Source organism: Dactylosporangium sucinum (assembly GCF_014647515.1).
Lineage (GTDB): Bacteria > Actinomycetota > Actinomycetes > Mycobacteriales > Micromonosporaceae > Dactylosporangium > Dactylosporangium sucinum.
Window position 1 is genome coordinate 196984 of record NZ_BMPI01000004.1, and the last position, 14931, is coordinate 211914.

Annotated in this window: 14 protein-coding genes; 9 read left to right on the forward strand and 5 right to left on the reverse strand. The window is 72.6% G+C overall.

The genetic code is table 11. The annotated features are described in order from the left end of the window. Nucleotides 1-49: 49 nt before the first annotated feature. Nucleotides 50-505: a MaoC family dehydratase gene (locus IEZ31_RS05080; RefSeq protein WP_190248540.1), complete on the forward strand. Its 456-nt coding sequence runs from the start codon at nucleotides 50-52 to the stop codon at nucleotides 503-505. Nucleotides 506-586: 81 nt separating this feature from the next. Here IEZ31_RS05080 and IEZ31_RS05085 read toward each other — a convergent pair whose 3' ends face one another. The 3 genes from IEZ31_RS05085 to fabG are packed head-to-tail and all read right to left on the reverse strand — an operon-like array spanning nucleotide 587 to nucleotide 3549. Further along, a complete protein-coding gene (locus tag IEZ31_RS05085; RefSeq protein WP_190248541.1) occupies nucleotides 587-1621 on the reverse strand; it encodes an acyl-CoA dehydrogenase family protein in 1035 nt (344 codons plus the stop codon). Beyond that, on the reverse strand, nucleotides 1618-2787 hold the full coding sequence (locus IEZ31_RS05090) for an acyl-CoA dehydrogenase family protein (RefSeq protein ID WP_229834214.1): 1170 nt from the start codon (nucleotides 2785-2787) through the stop codon (nucleotides 1618-1620). Before IEZ31_RS05090 ends, IEZ31_RS05085 begins: the two co-directional genes overlap by 4 nt. A gap of 12 nt (nucleotides 2788-2799) precedes the next feature. Then, nucleotides 2800-3549 carry a 3-oxoacyl-ACP reductase FabG gene (fabG, locus tag IEZ31_RS05095; protein WP_190248664.1) on the reverse strand — a complete coding sequence of 250 codons (750 nt, stop codon included), beginning with the start codon at nucleotides 3547-3549 and terminating at the stop codon, nucleotides 2800-2802. A 201-nt stretch (nucleotides 3550-3750) separates the two neighbouring features. On the opposite strand from fabG, the gene IEZ31_RS05100 reads away from it, so the two are divergent. The 4 genes from IEZ31_RS05100 to IEZ31_RS05115 all read left to right on the forward strand — a co-directional run bounded on the left by IEZ31_RS05100 (nucleotide 3751) and on the right by IEZ31_RS05115 (nucleotide 8073). Next, complete coding sequence (locus IEZ31_RS05100; protein WP_190248542.1) at nucleotides 3751-4701, forward strand: TolB family protein; 951 nt, start codon at nucleotides 3751-3753, stop codon at nucleotides 4699-4701. 4 nt (nucleotides 4702-4705) lie between these two features. After that, nucleotides 4706-5332 carry a hypothetical protein gene (locus tag IEZ31_RS05105; RefSeq protein ID WP_190248543.1) on the forward strand — a complete coding sequence of 209 codons (627 nt, stop codon included), beginning with the start codon at nucleotides 4706-4708 and terminating at the stop codon, nucleotides 5330-5332. Between the two features lie 3 nt (nucleotides 5333-5335). Continuing rightward, on the forward strand, nucleotides 5336-6142 hold the full coding sequence (locus IEZ31_RS05110; protein WP_190248544.1) for an endonuclease/exonuclease/phosphatase family protein: 807 nt from the start codon (nucleotides 5336-5338) through the stop codon (nucleotides 6140-6142). 191 nt (nucleotides 6143-6333) lie between these two features. After that, nucleotides 6334-8073, forward strand: coding sequence for a VWA domain-containing protein (locus IEZ31_RS05115; protein WP_229834224.1), 1740 nt, complete (start codon nucleotides 6334-6336; stop codon nucleotides 8071-8073). A gap of 555 nt (nucleotides 8074-8628) precedes the next feature. Here IEZ31_RS05115 and IEZ31_RS05120 read toward each other — a convergent pair. Then, nucleotides 8629-9903: a cryptochrome/photolyase family protein gene (locus IEZ31_RS05120; RefSeq protein ID WP_190248545.1), complete on the reverse strand. Its 1275-nt coding sequence runs from the start codon at nucleotides 9901-9903 to the stop codon at nucleotides 8629-8631. After that, the gene (locus tag IEZ31_RS05125) at nucleotides 9900-10850 is read right to left on the reverse strand and encodes a phytoene/squalene synthase family protein (protein ID WP_190248546.1); all 951 of its coding nucleotides are present in this window, start codon (nucleotides 10848-10850) and stop codon (nucleotides 9900-9902) included. Before IEZ31_RS05125 ends, IEZ31_RS05120 begins: the two co-directional genes overlap by 4 nt. A gap of 92 nt (nucleotides 10851-10942) precedes the next feature. Between IEZ31_RS05125 and crtI the strand changes: the two genes are divergently transcribed. The 4 genes from crtI (at nucleotide 10943) to IEZ31_RS05145 (ending at nucleotide 14843) form a co-directional block, all read left to right on the forward strand. Next, nucleotides 10943-12421 (forward strand): phytoene desaturase family protein, encoded by a 1479-nt coding sequence (crtI, locus tag IEZ31_RS05130; protein ID WP_190248547.1) that lies wholly within the window; start codon nucleotides 10943-10945, stop codon nucleotides 12419-12421. After that, entirely contained in the window at nucleotides 12418-12954 is a 537-nt protein-coding gene (gene idi / locus IEZ31_RS05135) for an isopentenyl-diphosphate Delta-isomerase (protein WP_190248548.1), read from the forward strand. The genes crtI and idi overlap by 4 nt, the downstream gene beginning before the upstream one ends. Then, complete coding sequence (locus IEZ31_RS05140; RefSeq protein WP_190248549.1) at nucleotides 12951-13844, forward strand: MerR family transcriptional regulator; 894 nt, start codon at nucleotides 12951-12953, stop codon at nucleotides 13842-13844. Before idi ends, IEZ31_RS05140 begins: the two co-directional genes overlap by 4 nt. 123 nt (nucleotides 13845-13967) lie before the next feature. Further along, nucleotides 13968-14843, forward strand: a complete 876-nt coding sequence (locus IEZ31_RS05145; protein WP_190248550.1) for a polysaccharide deacetylase family protein — start codon at nucleotides 13968-13970, stop codon at nucleotides 14841-14843. Nucleotides 14844-14931: the final 88 nt, after the last annotated feature.

The following is a 14931-nucleotide window of genomic DNA, read 5'->3' on the forward strand; positions in this document are numbered from 1 at the left end:
AGCTGGAATCCGTTGACGGATATTGCACCCGGTGTGCAGGATCGACGTCATGCGGACGTTTGCGAGCGCCGGCGAACTGCTGGCCGCGGTCGGTGAACACCTCGGCTACAGCGACTGGCGCGAGGTCGCCCAGGAGCGGGTCAACCTCTTCGCCGACGCCACCGACGACCACCAGTGGATCCACGTCGACCCCGAGCGCGCCGCCGCCGGCCCGTTCGGCACGACGATCGCCCACGGCTACCTGACCCTGTCGCTGCTACCCGGCCTGGTCAGCGAGGTATACAAGGTCGAGGGCGTGCGAATGGGCATCAACTACGGCCTGGACAAGGTACGGTTCCCGGCCCCGGTCCCGGTCGGTTCGCGCATCCGGGCCGGCGTCGAGATCCTGGTCGCCGACGACCTGGGCGAGGGCTGGCTCCAGCTGAAGAACCGCGTGACGATCGAGCGCGAGGGCGCAGACAAGCCGGTCTGCGTAGCGGAGTCCCTGGTCCGCCTCCTCCTCTAGCGTCGATCTTGCAGTTGTGGTGCCTGACAAACCCGGACATCGTCGGAGTGTCGCGGCACCACAACTGCAAGATCGACGCGGTTACGGGGTGGGGAGGGCGACCAACGTCGCCAAGCGGGCGCGGTGCTGCGTGGCCGTGCCGAAGGACGAGGCGTTGGCGCGGGCGCGCTTGAGGTACCAATGCGCCGGATGCTCCCACGTGAACCCGATGCCGCCGTGCAGCTGGACGCACTCCTCCGCCGCCTTGACCGCGACCGGCGAGCAGAACGCCTGGGCCAGCGACGCCGCCACCGGAAGGTCCGGGTTGCCGGTCGCCAGGCAGTCCGCCGCGTAGCGGGCCACCGCGCGCGCCTGCGTCACCTGCACCCAGAGGTCGGCGAGCCGGTGCTTGACCGCCTGGTACGAGCCGATCGAGCGGGCGAACTGCCGGCGCGTCTTCACGTACTCGACGGTGGTGGTCAGGCACCATTCGGCCACGCCGAGCTGCTCCGACGCCAGCAGGGCGGCCGCGGCGGTCAGCGCGTCGGCGACCAGCGAGGCGTCGCCGACCCGCCGGCCCGGCGCCCCGTCGAGGACGATGTCGGACAGCGGGCGGGTCAGGTCGAACGATACGACCGGCGTCCGGGTCACGTCGGCGGCCTCGACCGCGTACAGCCCGTCGGCCGTGGGCACGAGCAGCACGTCGGCGGCGGCCGCGTCGACCACGCTGGTGACGGTGCCGGTCAGGGCGCCGTCGACGAGAGCCACGGAAGGCAACAGGCCGGACGCGGACACCGGCACGGCGAGCGTCGCGGTGCGGCTGCCGGCGGCCAGCGCGTCCAGGAGCGGGTCGCCGGTGCCGAGCAGGGCCGCGGTGGCCAGCACCGCGCTGCCCAGGAACGGCACCGGGGCGACCGTCCGCCCGAGCTCCTCCAGGACGACCGCGGTCTCCCGCCAGCTCGCCCCGGCGCCGCCGGCCGACTCCGGCACCGGCAGCCCGGCGAAGCCGAGGTCGACCGCGAGGGTCCGCCACAGCTTCAGGTCGACGACGTCAGGCTGGGAGACGCGGTCGGCGAGCAGGGAACGGACCGAGGAGCGCAGCTCGTCCTCGACGTCGGTGTAGAGCAGGTCGGTCACTTCGGCACGTCCTTCCAGGCCACGTCCTTGTCGGCCCGCGGCTCGGCCGGCAGGCCGAGCACCCGCTCGGCGACGATGTTGCGCAGGATCTCCGAGGTGCCGCCCTCGATCGAGTTGCCCTTGGCGCGCAGGTACCGGTACCCCGCGGTCCGCCCGGCGAAGTCCACGACGGTCGGCCGGCGCATCGTCCACTCGTCGTGGCGCAGGCCCTCCTCGCCCAGCATCTCCATCTCGAGCAGCGAGATCTCCTGGTTGAGCCGGGCGAACAGCAGCTTCGCGGCCGAGCCCTCCGGTCCGGGCTGGCCGGCGGCGAGCTGCTGGCGCAGCCGGGTGCCGGTGAGCCGGGCCGCCTCGGCGTCGACCCACAGCCGCATGAGCTGGTCGTGCAGGCCGGGCGAGCGCAGGTCGGGGCGCTGCCGCCACAGGTCGGCGACGACCCCGATGACGCCGCCCTCGCGGGGCGTGGCCGCGCCGCCGATCGCGACCCGCTCGTTCATGAGCGTGGTCTGCGCGATCAGCCAGCCCTCGCCGACGGCGCCGAGCCGGTCGGCGTCGGGGATCCGCACGTCGGTGAGGAACACCTCGTTGAACTCGGCCTCGCCGGTGATCTGCCGCAGCGGCCGCACCTCGACGCCGGGCGCGGTCATGTCGAGGACGAAGTAGGTGATGCCCTGATGCTTCGGTACCGCCGGATCCGTGCGGGCGATGAGGATGGCCCAGCGGGCCTCGTGCGCCATCGAGGTCCAGACCTTCTGGCCGGTCACCACCCAGTCGTCACCGTCGCGGACGGCGCGGGTGGCCAGCCCGGCCAGGTCGGAGCCGGCGCCCGGCTCGCTGAACAGCTGGCACCACACCTCCTCGCCGGTCCACAGCGGCCGCAGCCACCGCCGGTGCTGCTCGTCGGTGCCGTGGCGCAGGATGGTCGGCGCGGCCATGCCGAGCCCGATGCCGATCCGCCGCGGGTTGTTGTCCGGCGCGCCGGCCTCGGCGAGGACCGCGTCGACCTCGGTCTGCCGCTCGCGGGGCAGGCCCAGGCCGCCGAGGCCGGGCGGGAACTGCACCCAGGCCAGGCCGGCGTCGAAGCGGGCCCGCAGGAACTCGAGGTGGTCGGTCGTGGCGGGATCGTGCGAGCGGAGGAAGTCCCGCGCGAGTGCTGTTGGATGCAACGTCTCCCCGATTCAGTCGAGTGGCCCGCCGGCCACGTAGATCACCTGGCCGGACACGAACCCGGCGCCCTCGCTGACGAGGAAGGAGATCGTGTGGGCGATGTCCTCCGGGGTGCCGACGCGGCGGACCGGGATGTGCTCGGCGGCGCCCTTCTGGAACGTCTCGAAGTCGACCTTCATACGGGCGGCGGTCGCGGCGGTCATGTCGGTGGCGATGAAGCCGGGCGCGACGGCGTTGGCGGTGACGCCGAACGGCCCCAGCTCGATCGCGAGGGTCTTGGTGAAGCCCTGCAGGCCGGCCTTGGCGGCGGAGTAGTTCGCCTGGCCGCGGTTGCCGAGCGCCGAGGACGACGAGAGGTTGACGATGCGGCCGAACTTCGCCGCCGTCATGTGGGCCTGGGCGGCCCGGCTCATCAGGAACGCCCCGCGCAGGTGCACGCCGATGACCGTGTCCCAGTCGGCGTCGGTCATCTTGAACAGCAGGTTGTCGCGGATGACCCCGGCGTTGTTGACCAGCACGAGCGGCGGGCCGAGCTCGTCGGCGACGCGGTCGACCGCCCGCGCGACCTGGTCGGCGTCCGACACGTCGGCGCCGACGGCGAGCGCCCGCCCGCCGGCGGCGGTGATCCGCTCGACCGTGTCCTTGCAGGCGTTCTCGTCGAGGTCCAGCACGGCGACGGCGTGACCGTCGGCGGCGAGTCGGACGGCGGTGCCGGCACCGATGCCGCGGGCGGCGCCGGTGACGATCGCGACCCGGCTCATCCCTGTGTTCGTCATGGCTCCGATACTCGCTCGTGAGACGGGGTCCCGGAAAGAGCACACGCCCAGAAAAAGGCACTACGAGTGCAAATTGTTGTTCCGGTGAGATCTCGAAGTTCCCGGCCGGGAACCGTTCAGGTGCGACAAGGTTGCGCCGATGGTCTCGGCGTCACACGGACGAGACGGCACCAGCGGGGGGCACGGATGAACGGCACGACGATCACCAAGGCACTGACGGTGGCGCTGGCGGGCTTCGGCGGCCTGATCGGCGCGTCGGCCGCGGCCGCCGCCGTTTCGGAAGCGCCGACCGTCGCCTACGTCCGCGACGGCGTCATCTACAGCCACGACGGCACCCGCGAGGTGCGGCTCACCGAGGACGAGGTCAACGCCCGCCCGCGGTTCTCGCCGGACGGCAGGCGCCTGGCGTACCTCCACAACGACACCGTCTGGGTCATGCACGCCGACGGCTCCGGCAAGCGGCAGGTCAGCGACCGGACCGCCGGTGGTCCCTCCTGGTCGCCCGACGGCCGGTGGATCGCCTACGCGGCGCTCTCCTGCACCGGCGGCCCGGGCGTGTACCGCGTGAGCGCCGAGGGCGGCGAGTCCGCGGTCCTCTTCCCCGCCTCCTGCCGCGACCAGGCCCTGCCCGAGGTCGCCTACATCACGGATACAGCGGTCGAGGACCCGGCGCCGACCCTGGCCGACCGGCTGCGCACCGACGACGCCGTGGCCTGGTCGCCCGACGGCACGCAGATCGCGTTCCGGGGCGGCGAGTGCGAGAGCATCGCGGACAACTGCCTGAGCATCGGCACCGTGGCGACCGGCCGCGAGCGCGCGATCGACGTCTACGGCGGCGGCGGCAACGGCACCAGCGGCTTCGGCGTCGTGCCGGCGTGGCGCGCCGACGGCAAGAAGGTCGCCTGGACCACGTACACCACCGACGGCACGGCCGTCGGCGTGACCGAGGCCGACGCCACCGGCGCCAACCGGCACCGGGTCGGCGCGGCCGACGATCGCGAGATGGTCTACGCCGGCGCCCGCACCGGCCTGCTGACCGCCGCGCACCAGGGCCACTCCTGGGTCACCAAGGTCGACCTGGCCACCGGCAAGCGGACCCCGCTGGTCCGCGGCTCGCAGCCGACGGTCCTTCGGTAACCGGATGAGGCTGCTGCCGATCGTCGCCGGATGCGCGCTGGCCCTGGCCGGCTGCTCCGGCGACCCGGCCGTTGCGCCGTCCGCGTCGCCGGAGGGCGGCCCGCTGCTGGAGGTGGCCGACCTCCCCGGCGGCTACCAGACCAGCCCGCCCCAGCCGAGCGCCGAGGTGAGCGCCGCGAGCAGCGTGAGCGTCGCCGGCTGCGAACCGCTCCTCGACGCCTTCCGCGCCGGCTTCGGCGACGCCGGCCCGACGGCGCGCTTCGAGGGCGGCAGCACCGGGCCGTTCCTCGCCGAGCGGCTCTCGACCGGCGCCGCGGCGCTCGACGGGCAGCGCGATCTGGCCCGGCGCTGTGGAAGCTTCACGGAGACGGACGCCGACGGCGCGACGACGACGGTCACCGTCGCCCCCGTCGCGGACTTCCCCGCCCTCGGCGACGAGTCGGCCGCCTTCCGGGTCTCGGCCGGTGGCGGTACCGGCGACGACTCCTATGCCCTGAGCGGCTATCTGGTGGTGGCCCGCCAGGGCGCCACGACCTGCACGCTCGTGCACTTCGGCCAGCCCGGGGTCGACCGGGCCGAGACCGAGGCGATCGCCAGGTCGGCGGTGGGCAAGCTGCGGCGCCGACAATGAGGTATGCGGCTCGGCACGTTCAACCTCATGAACGGACGCTCCCTCACCGACGGCCTGGTCGACACCGGCCGGGTGCGCGCGGCGATCGAGGAGCTCGACGCCGACGTGCTCGGCCTGCAGGAGGTCGACCGCGGGCAGCAGCGCAGCGGCAACGCCGACCTGGCCCGGATCGCCGCCGAAGCGATGGATGCCGCCGAGGTGCTCTTCGTGCCGGCCGTGGTCGGCACGCCCGGCGAGGGCTTCCGGGTCGCGACCGACGACGACCAGCACGGCGGCGAGCCGCACTACGGCGTCGCGCTGGTGAGCCGCTTCCCGGTGGCCGAGTGGCGGATCACCCGGCTGCCCGCGTCGCCGCTGCGCGCGCCGATCCTGATCCCGGGGCCGAAGGCGCGCATGATGCTGCTCGACGACGAGCCGCGGGTCCTCCTCGCCGCCGTGGTCGAGACGCCGGTCGGGCGCGTGACAATCGCCACTACGCACCTCTCGTTCGTGCCCGGCTGGAACGTGTGGCAGCTGTGGCTGGTGCGCCGGGCGCTGCGCCGGATGCCGGCGCCGCGGGTGCTGCTCGCCGACCTGAACCTCCCCGGCGGCCTGCCTCGGCTGTTCTCCGGCTGGCGCCGGCTGGCCCGGGTGCCGACCTACCCGGCACCGGCTCCACGCGTGCAGTTCGACCACGTTCTGGCCGACCGCCGCGGGTTTGAGCGCCTGCCGCGGGTGGTCGGCGTCGTCAGCCCGCACGTGCCCGTCTCCGACCACCGGCCGCTGGTCGTCACGATGGGTGATCACTCCGGTACCCTGAAGATCGATTAGGGCAGATTTAAGTCCGACTGGAATGCCTGCTTGCGGCGGATTGTCCGGCCCCGATTGCGAGGCGTGTTCAGTTAACTACGATTCTTCGGCGCCTTGTAGATTGGGCGTTCGTTTGTTGGGATGCGTACCGTCAGTGATTTTCAACCGAAGGTACAAGGCCCCTGGGGCCGCCGGTCCGGAGGATTAGAGCCGTGAAAGGTCGCCACCGCTCAGCGGGGTCGTCGGGCGGAGCGCTCAAGATGGGCGCCGCCGCCGTAGCCGTGCTCGTCGTCCTCGCCGGCAGTTGGTACGCATTCCAGAAGTACTCGGAGCCGTCCTGCGGCAACACCGCCAAGCTCAGCATTGGCGCGCCGGCCGACATCGTGCCGGCCCTGAAGGCGCAGGCGGCCGACTGGTCGGCCCAGGCCAAGCTCGACGAGAACTGCGTCGACGTCGACGTCTTCGAGGCCGACCCGGCGGACATCGCGGCCGCCATCGCCGCGAAGTCGCAGAAGACGCTCACGGGCGTCGGCCAGGCCAACGGCAAGACCCGCATCCCGGACGTCTGGGTGCCCGACTCGTCGCTGTGGCTGCTGCGGCTCAAGACCGCCAACCCGCAGGCCGTGGGCGCGGACACCGCGAAGTCGATCGCCAGCAGCCCGGTCGTGCTCGCCATGCCCGAGCCGATCGCGACCACGTTCGGCTGGCCGCAGGGGAAGCTCAGCTACGTCGACCTGATCAAGAAGGTCTCCACCGACCAGAAGGTCAAGGTCGGCATCGTCGACCCGAGCCGCGACTCGACCGGCCTCGCGGCCCTGCTCACGATGGCCGCGGCCGCGCAGGCCGCCGGCGGCGGCAACGCCACCCAGGCCACCCAGATCGCGACCGCCGCGCTGCGCGGCCTCGCCGCCGGCCGCTCCTCGCTCAAGGCCGACCTGCTGCAGAAGTTCCCGCGCGGCAGCGACCCCACGGCGCTGAGCAGCGGCCTGTCGGTCGCGCCGCTGTCCGAGCAGGCCATCATCCAGTACAACGCCGTGCAGCCCCCGGTCCGCCTGGCCGCCGTCTACGCCGAGCCCTCCGCGGGTGCGCTCGACTACCCGTATGTGGTGCTCAACAACGACCGCGCCTCGGTCGCCAACGAGCTGCTGAAGTCCCTGGAGTCCCAGTCGTTCCGCGACAAGCTCGGGGCGATCGGCCTGCGCGGCGCCGACGGCGCCCCCGGCAAGGGCTTCCAGACCCCGACCAACGCCCCCGGCACCCTGGCCGCCGCCCAGCTCCCGGACGCCGCGGCGGTGGAGAGCCTGCAGCAGAAGTGGCAGGCGATCACCCTGCCCGCCCGCATGCTCGCGGTCATCGACGTGTCCGGCTCGATGCTGGAGACCGTCCCCACGGCCGGCAACGCGACCCGCATGCAGGTCACGCTGGAGGCGGCCCGCAAGGGCATGAACCTCTTCGACGACTCCTGGGCCCTGGGCGTCTGGACCTTCTCGACCCAGCTCGACGGCGCGAAGGACTACAAGCAGCTGGTCCCGATCGGCCCGCTGGTCAGCCAGCGCGCCGCCTGCCTCCAGGCCCTCCAGTCGATCACCCCGAAGAAGAACGGCGACACGGCCCTGTATGACACGATCCTGGCCGGCTACAAGGCCGTCCAGCAGGGCTGGGACAGTGGCCGCATCAACTCCTTGATCGTCATGACCGACGGCGAGAACGACGACCCGGCCGGCGGCCTGTCCCTGGAGCAGCTGATCGCCGAGCTGAAGAAGACCGCCGACCCGGCCCGGCCGGTGCAGGTGATCCTGATCGGCATCGGCGACAAGGTGGGCGAGGCCCAGATGCGCCAGATCACGGACGCGATCGGCGGTGGCACCTTCGTGGCCCCGGACCCGGCCAAGATCGGCGACATCTTCCTGCAGGCGATCTCCCTCCGCGGCCAGGTCGTCACGCCCAAGTAACCCTCGCGCCGAACTTCCGCGGGCCCGCCGGCTTCGTTCCGGCGGGCCCGCACTCTTGTGCGCGCCGACGCGCCGGGTCCCGCTGAGACGTTGGTCGATCTACCCGGGAAGGATCGACCAACGTCTCCGAAACGCGGGCGCCGGGCCCGGCTTTCCGCCCGCGCCGCTCGCCGGCTGCGGTCGCCGGCCCATGATCGGCGGTTGCCAGCTCATGATTTTGCGGTTGCCGGCTCATGATCGAGGGAAACTTCTGGCTGTCGGAGCGACCAGATGTTTCCCATGATCATGGAGCGGCTCGGTCCGGGCGCCAGGCCGGCTCTTCCTGTCGCATCTCGGCTGCAGTGGTCCCCGCGCGGCAGCGACCCGCGGCGCCTGGAGCCGCTCGGTCTCCGGGCGGAGGCGCCTGGAGCGGCTCGGTCTCCGGGCGGAGGCGGAGGCGCCAGGTCCGCGCCTCACTCGCCGCTCCTTGCCGACCTGCTGCGGTTTCTGCGCGGCGGCGGTCCGCGGCGCCTGGAGCGGCTCGGTCCGGGGTGCCAACGCGGAGACGTTGGTCGATCACCCCTGGGTAGATCGACCGACGTCTTCGGGAAGGGTGAGCGGAGCCGGGTACCCGCGGCTGCCCGGCACGAGCCAGGGCTGGTGGATCGCCTTGCCCGGCAGGTCGGCCAGCTCGGGCATGTAGCGGCGGACATAGTCGCCCGTGGGGTCGAAGCGCTCCGCCTGGCGGATCGGGTTGAAGCGCCGGTAGGGCTTCGTGTCGTTGCCCGTGCCCGCCACCCACTGCCAGTTCCCGTAGTTGTTCGCCACGTCGCCGTCCAGCAGCAGGTCGTAGAAGTGGTCGGCGCCCAGCCGCCAGTCCACGCCCAGGTGCTTGGTCAGGAACGATGCCGTGATGAGCCGGGCCCGGTTGTGCATCCAGCCCTCCGCGAGCAACTGTCGCATGCCCGCGTCCACGATCGGGATGCCCGTCTGGCCCGCCTTCCAGGCCTCGAAGGCGGTGCGGTCGTCCTTCCACGCGTCGGTGGCGCCCGGGCGGTACGGCTTGCGGCGCAGGTCCGGGAACGCGTCCAGCACCTGGTGGTAGAAGTCGCGCCAGCAGAGCTGCCGCACGAAGGGCTCGACCGACTCGGTGCGCGACACCAGCTCGCGGGGCGACAGGCAGCCGTAGTGCAGGTAGGGGCTCAGCCGGGAGGTGCGGTCGGCGGCCAGGTTGTCGTGGATCTCCTCGTAGTCCGAGGCGTGGCGGAGCCAGGAGGTCAGCTGCCGGCGGGCCGCCGTCTCGCCGGCCGGGCCGGACAGCGCGCGGTCGCGGGTCCACGACGCCGGCAGGTCGTCGGGCAGGCGCAGGCTCCGCGGTGCGCGCTCGACGTCGCGGAGCTTGACCGCCTGCCAGGCGCGCCAGTAGGGCGTGAAAACCTTGTAGTGGTCGCCGCCGGCCGGGCGCAGCGAGCCGGGCGGCACGATCGTCACGCCCGGGAAGGTCCTCAGGGCGATCCGCTCGGCGGCGCAGGCGTCGGTCAGCCGGGCCAGCCGGTGTTTTGCGTACCGGCTCACGTCCTCGGCCAGTCCGAGGCCCTCGGCGCCGACCGCGCGGGCGACCTTGACCGCCTCCGAGGCCGGGTCGCCGCGCCGCTCGACCAGGTCGGCGCCCAGGCGGCGCAGGGAGGACTGCAGGTCGGCGAGCGCGGACGCCAGGAACCGGGGCGCGGGCAGGGCCGGGTCGTGGACGAAGAGCGGCACGACCCGCTCAGCAGCCCGGGCCGCGGCCGCCAGCGCCGGGTTGTCGTGGATCCGCAGGTCCCGGGTGAACAGGACGACGGCGACCCTCATACCGCCGTGCTCCGCAGGTCCAGCACGCCCTCCCGCGGGTGGGGGATCTCCACGGCGGGCGCCGGCGCGGCCGGGCGGGCCAGCAGGCAGGACAGCGCGACGGTCAGCCGGCGAAGGCGCGGCACCGTGGCCCGCTTGGCGAACACGTCGCAGTCCTGCGCCTCGACCTCGTCGAGAATCCCGCCGTACAGCCGGAAGGCCGCCCACATGCAGGACTGCGACGACGGCGCGAGCATCGGGATCCCCGGCGCCGCCGCCGCGTAGTGCTGCCGTGCGCGGATCGTCTGGTACCGGATGAGCTCCCTGATCGCGGAGGAGCTCCGCCGCGCCGTCAGCGCCGCACGCAGGTCCGCGTGCGTGACCCCGAACCGGTCGAGGTCCTCCTGGGGCAGGTAGACCCGGCCGCGCTCAAGGTCCTCGGCGACGTCGCGGATGAAGTTCGTCAGCTGGAAGGCGAGGCCCAGCTGGCGGGCGGGCTCCCGGGCGGCCGCGCGGTCGGCGGACTCCAGGATCGGCAGCATCATCGTGCCGATGACCGCGGCCGAGCCCTCCATGTAGCCGAGCAGGTCGTCATAGGTCGCGTACGAGGTGACGGTCAGGTCCATCGCCATGCTGTCGAGGAACTTGCGGAAGTCCTCCAGGTCGATGTCGAAGACCTGGATGGTGTGCAGCACCGCGGGCAGCAGCGGGTCGCCGGTGGGCTTGCCGCGCAGGCCGGCGACGAACGCGGCCGACCAGGCGGTGAGCTCGGCCGCGCGCTGCTGCGGGGTCAGTGCGGCGGTGCGGTCGACGATCTCGTCCGCGTAGCGCGTGAAACCGTAGAGGGCGTGCACGTGCCGCCGCTTCCAGGTGGGCAGGAGCTTGGTGGCCAGGTAGTACGTGCGACCGTGGTATCGGTGGAGCGCGCGGCACCGCTCGTATGAGGCGGTCAGTGACGCTGGCTCCATCGGGGCCTCCAGAATCGACGCACTAATCGACGCAACTTCGAGCCTACGCTACGCTTCCGATCTGAGCGAGGCGAAACACCCAGGAGGCCGCCATGCGAACCGTGCCCGGACCGACGGATCGCGTCGTCGTGGTCGGCGCCGGGCTGGGCGGCCTGGCCGCGGCAATCCGGCTGGCGGCCGCCGGCCGCGAGGTCACGCTGCTGGAGCGCCTCGACTACCCCGGCGGGCGAGCCGGAAAACTCTCCGTGGACGGCTACGAGTTCGACACCGGGCCGACCGTGCTGACCATGCCGTCGCTGTTGGAGGAGCTGCTCGGCACGGTCGGCGAGGACCTGGGCGCCTGGGTGACGCTGAGCCGCCTCGACCCGGCCTACCGCGCGCACTTCCCCGACGGCTCGACCCTCGACGTCATCGCCGACACGGCGCGCATGGCCGGCGAGGTGGCGCGCGTCTGCGGGTCCCGCGAGGCCGACGGCTACCTGCGGTTCGTCGAGTACGCGCGGGAGCTGTGGGCCCTGGAGCGGGCCGACTTCATCGACCGCAACCTCGACTCGCCGCGCGACCTGGTGACGGCCAACCTCTGGCGGCTGCTCCGGCTCGGCGGGTTCGGCCGGCTGCAGGCCAAGGTCGACTCGTTCTTCCGCGACCCCCGGACCCGCCGGATCTTCTCGTTCCAGGCCATGTACGCCGGGGTCGCGCCGCACCAGGCCCTCGCCCTCTACGCGGTGATCGCGTACCTCGACTCGGTCGCCGGCGTCTACTTCCCCCGTGGCGGCATCCACGCCGTCTCGCGGGCCCTGGCCGACGTCGCCACGAAGCACGGCGTCTCGATCCACTACGGCGCCGCCGCCGAGCGGGTCGAGGTCACCCACGGCCGCGCGTCCGGCGTCGTCACCACCGACGGCCGGCGCTTTCCGGCCGACGCCGTCGTGCTCAACCCGGACCTGCCCGTCGCCTACGACCTGCTGCCGACCGGGCCGCTGCGGCGCCGGCTGCGATACTCGCCGTCCTGCGTCGTGCTGCACGTCGGGTCGCGCCAGGGGTACGGTGGGATCGCCCATCACAACATCCACTTCGGCCGGTCGTGGCGGGAGACGTTCGACGAGGTGATCGACCGGGGCCGGCTGATGAGTGACCCGTCGCTGCTGGTCACCAACCCGACCCGCAGCGATCCGTCGCTCGCGCCGGAGGGCCGGCACACCTACTACGTGCTCGCGCCGACGCCCAACCTGACCGCACCGCTGCTCGACTGGCGCGGCTCGCTGGCCGGCACCTATCGGAGCGAGCTCATCGCCACCCTTGAGCAGCGGGGGTACCGCGGGTTCGGCGACGCCATCGAGGCCTCCCGGTTCGTGACCCCGGCGGACTGGGCCGACCAGGGCATGGCCGCGGGCACCCCGTTCGCGGCGGCGCACACCCTCCGGCAGACGGGCCCCTTCCGGCCGGGCAACGTCCACCCCACACTGTCCAACGTGGTCTTCGCCGGCTCGGGCACCCAGCCCGGGGTCGGCGTGCCGATGGTCCTCATCTCCGGCCGCCTCGCCGCACAGCGCATTACGGGAGCGTCGTGAACACTCGGGAGCAACACCTGGTCGAGCTGGTCGGCACCGACGGCACGGCGATCGGGGAGACCACCGTCGACGAGGCGCACCGCGCGCCGGGCCGGCTGCACCGGGCCTTCTCGGTGCTGCTCGTCGACCCCGACGGGCGGCTGCTGCTGCAGCAGCGGGCCGCGGTCAAGACCCGGTTCGCGCTCCGCTGGGCCAACGCCTGCTGCGGCCACCCCGGCCCCGGCGAGGCGGTCACCGACGCGGCCGGCCGCCGGCTCGTGGAGGAGCTCGGCGTCGCGACCGTGCCGTTGCGCGAGGTCGGCGTGTACCTCTACCAGGCCGACGACCCGGACTCCGGCCGCGTCGAGTTCGAGTACGACCACGTGCTCGTCGGCTCGTTCGCGGGCACCCCGGAGGCCGTCGACCCCGCCGAGGTGGCCGCGGTCGATTGGGTCGCGCCCGACGAGCTGGTCGCGCGGATGGCGCGGTCCCCGGAGTTCTATGCGCCTTGGCTGGCCGGCGTCGTCGACGCCTGGCGGTCGTCGGAGCGATGAGCACAGCCGCCGCCTACTCGGCCGGGGCGGTGGCCCGGCGGCTCGGCGTCGCGGTGACCACACTGCGGACCTGGCATCAGCGGTACGGGATGGGGCCGTCGCTGCACGAGCCGGGGCATCATCGGCGGTACACCGAGCAGGACGTCGAGCGGCTCCAGGTCATGCAGCGGCTGATCTTCGAGGGCGTCGCCCCGAGCGAGGCCGCGCGCTGGGCCAACCGGCTCCCGCTGTCGTCGACTTCCCCTGATTCGGCCGGATTTGCGCGGGTTGACGCCGGTTTGCTGGTCCGCGGCCTGATCCGGGCCGCCATGCGGCTCGACGCGCCGGCCGTGCGCCAGCGGGTCACGCGCGCGGTGCAGGACCTCGGCGTCGTGACCGCGTGGGACGCCGTGCTGGTGCCGGTGCTGACGGCGATCGGCGAGCGGTACTCGGCCACCGGCGCCTACGTCGAGGTCGAGCACCTGCTGTCGGGCTGCGTCTCGGCCGCCCTCGGCACGGTGCCCCGCCCCGCGGCCGACGTCCCGGTGCAGACGCTGCTGACCTGCGCCGACGAGGAGCAGCACAGCCTGCCGATCGAGGCGCTGGCGGCGGCGCTCGCGTCCCGCGGGGTTCCCGCCCGGGTGCTGGGTGCCCGGGTGCCGCCGGCCGCCCTCATCGCCGCCGTGCGCCGCACCGGGCCGGCCGCCGTGCTCGTGTGGTCGCACCAGCCGTCGACCGCCGATCCCGCCCAACTGTCCGCCATACTGGCCGAGCGCGTACGGCCCGTCGTCCTGGCCGCCGGCGGCACCGGATGGGATGAGTCCACACTGCCGGAAGGTGTCCTACGACCGGGTAGCTTGACAGACGCGTTGGTGATACTCACCTCCATATCGAACCCTTCCTCTGCGTAAAAGTCCCGTCACTCGGTACTCCCGGGTTCGTGCCACGGCTCGAACGCGGGAGGTCCCTTGGGCTCCGGACTCGTTAGCGTGTGCCATCGTCACTCGCCGTCCCGTCGATATCGGAGCCTCGCCATGCGTCGAGTTCTAGGAGCGCTGATCACCGCCGCTGCGCTGGCTCTCGCCGGCTGCGCCAGCAGCGCCCCGTCGGCGCAGTGGCACGCCGCCGACGGCGGGGTCGCCTCGGCGGCCGCGTCCGGCCAGGGCGGCGGGGCGCCGGTCGCGCACCCGATCGGCGAGAACCCGTCGTCGGCCTCGTCGCCCAAGCCGTCCGCCTCGGCGTCCGCGTCGCCCTCGTCATCGGCGTCGGCCTCCGCGTCGGCCTCGTCATCGCCGCCGCCGCCCGCCGACGGCATCATGCGCCAGACCGGCACGGCCGCGGTCGCGCTGACCTTCGACGACGGCCCCGGCCCGGAGACGCCCCGCCTGCTCGCGATGCTGCGGGAGCAGGGCATCAAGGCCACGTTCTGCGTGATCGGGGTCAACGTGCAGGAGTACCCGCAGTACGTGCAGGACATCGTCCGCGACGGCCACACGCTGTGCAACCACACCTGGAAGCACGACACCTCGCTCGGCAAGAAGTCCGCCGACACCATCCGCGCCGACCTCCAGCGCACCAACGACGAGATCCACAAGGCCGTCCCGGACGTCCCGATCAAGTACTTCCGCCACCCGGGCGGCAACTTCACCCCCACGGCCGTCAGGGTGGCGTCCGAACTGGGGATGGTCTCGGTCGGCTGGACGGTCGACCCGTTCGACTGGAACCTCCAGAAGTGGAAGGGCCAGCAGATGACCAACCACATCATCGCGACCGTGAGGAACAACACGAAGCCGGGCGCGATCATCCTTTCCCACGATGGCGGGGGCGACCGTTCGGCCACGATCGCGGCCTACAAGACCCTGCTCCCAGAGCTGAAGGCCAAGTTCACCCTCGAAGCCCTCCCCCTGTGAACTGCGATTACGCGCCGCCCCGCCCGCGGGGGATACCCATTTGGCGCATGCGGTGGGGGTCACGTATGCTCTGAATGCCTCCGGCGGG